Annotated in this window: 2 protein-coding genes and 1 pseudogene; 2 read left to right on the top strand and 1 reads right to left on the bottom strand. The window is 66.8% G+C overall.

All coding sequences use genetic code 11. From position 1 onward, the window contains the following. Positions 1-404: pseudogene (gene fliI, locus NS365_RS22905) on the top strand (flagellum-specific ATP synthase FliI); the annotation flags it as partial. A gap of 68 nt (positions 405-472) precedes the next feature. Here fliI and NS365_RS22910 read toward each other — a convergent pair. Beyond that, a complete protein-coding gene (locus NS365_RS22910; RefSeq protein WP_058602595.1) occupies positions 473-718 on the bottom strand; it encodes a hypothetical protein in 246 nt (81 codons plus the stop codon). 98 nt (positions 719-816) lie between these two features. On the opposite strand from NS365_RS22910, the gene NS365_RS23940 reads away from it, so the two are divergent. Then, positions 817-942 (top strand): LysR family transcriptional regulator (locus NS365_RS23940; RefSeq protein WP_153003927.1); only part of this gene is annotated, 126 nt, incomplete at its 3' end.

Here is a 942-nt window from a genome sequence, read left to right on the forward strand (position 1 = left end):
TCGCGGTTCTGGTGGATGGCGACGATCACAACGAGCCGGTGGCCGATTCCATTCGCGGCACGCTGGACGGGCATATCGTGCTGAGCCGCGCCATCGCCGAGGAAGGCCGTTTCCCGGCCGTGGACGTTCTCAAATCCATCTCGCGTCTGGCCGACCTGTCCTGGAGCCACGAAGAGCGAGAACTGGTCACGCGGCTGCGCTCCATGATCTCGCGCTACGAGGACACGCGCGACCTGCGCCTTCTCGGCGGGTATCAGCGCGGCGCGGACGCGACGCTCGACCAGGCAGTCGATCTCGTGCCTCATGTCTATGGCAATCTTCTGCAAGGCCCCGCCGACGGCCCGACCGACCAGCCCTTCGACGAACTGTCGCGCCGCCTCAAGGCCGGCATGGCCGGAAGCTGACGACAAGCAGCGCCGGGGCGAAGCTCCCGGCGCTCCTCGATCCGCAGCAAGGCTGCATCGACCTCGCGTCAGTCCAGACGCGATCGCCCGGATGGCTGGCTTCGGTTCCAGCCTTCCAGTTCGGCGCGTGGGCGCTCGGCCGGCCCATCCCGCCAGCCGATGTCGCGCTTGATCCAGTCGGGCATCTCGTCTTCGCGCATCACGCCCTCCAGCGGCGCGAGACGCCGCGCCAGCGCACCCAACCATAAGCCGAGTTTTGTCCACGCATGGCGGGGCTCCGCCGCGCGCGCTCCGTCGAGCATGCCCGTTCGCATGGGTTCGATCCCTCTGTTGATAGGCTCGAACATGGCGTGAGGCGGCTTGCGGGTCCAATCGAAGCTCGCGCATAATGCATAAGGGAGCTTTATGCATCATGTCTCGCAACCTGCCGCCGCTTGCCGCCCTTCGCGCCTTCGAGGCCGCCGCGCGCCATTTGAGTTTCACCAAGGCGGCGGCCGAGCTGGGCATGACGCAGGCGGCCGTCAGCTATCAGATCAAG

It is taken from the genome of Aureimonas ureilytica, assembly GCF_001475935.1.
Lineage (GTDB): Bacteria > Pseudomonadota > Alphaproteobacteria > Rhizobiales > Rhizobiaceae > Aureimonas > Aureimonas ureilytica_A.

Coding starts and splice junctions, on each gene's coding strand:
- NS365_RS22910 (WP_058602595.1), bottom strand. CDS start 718: ATGCGAACGGGCATGCTCGACGGAGCGCGCGCGGCGGAGCCCCGCCAT.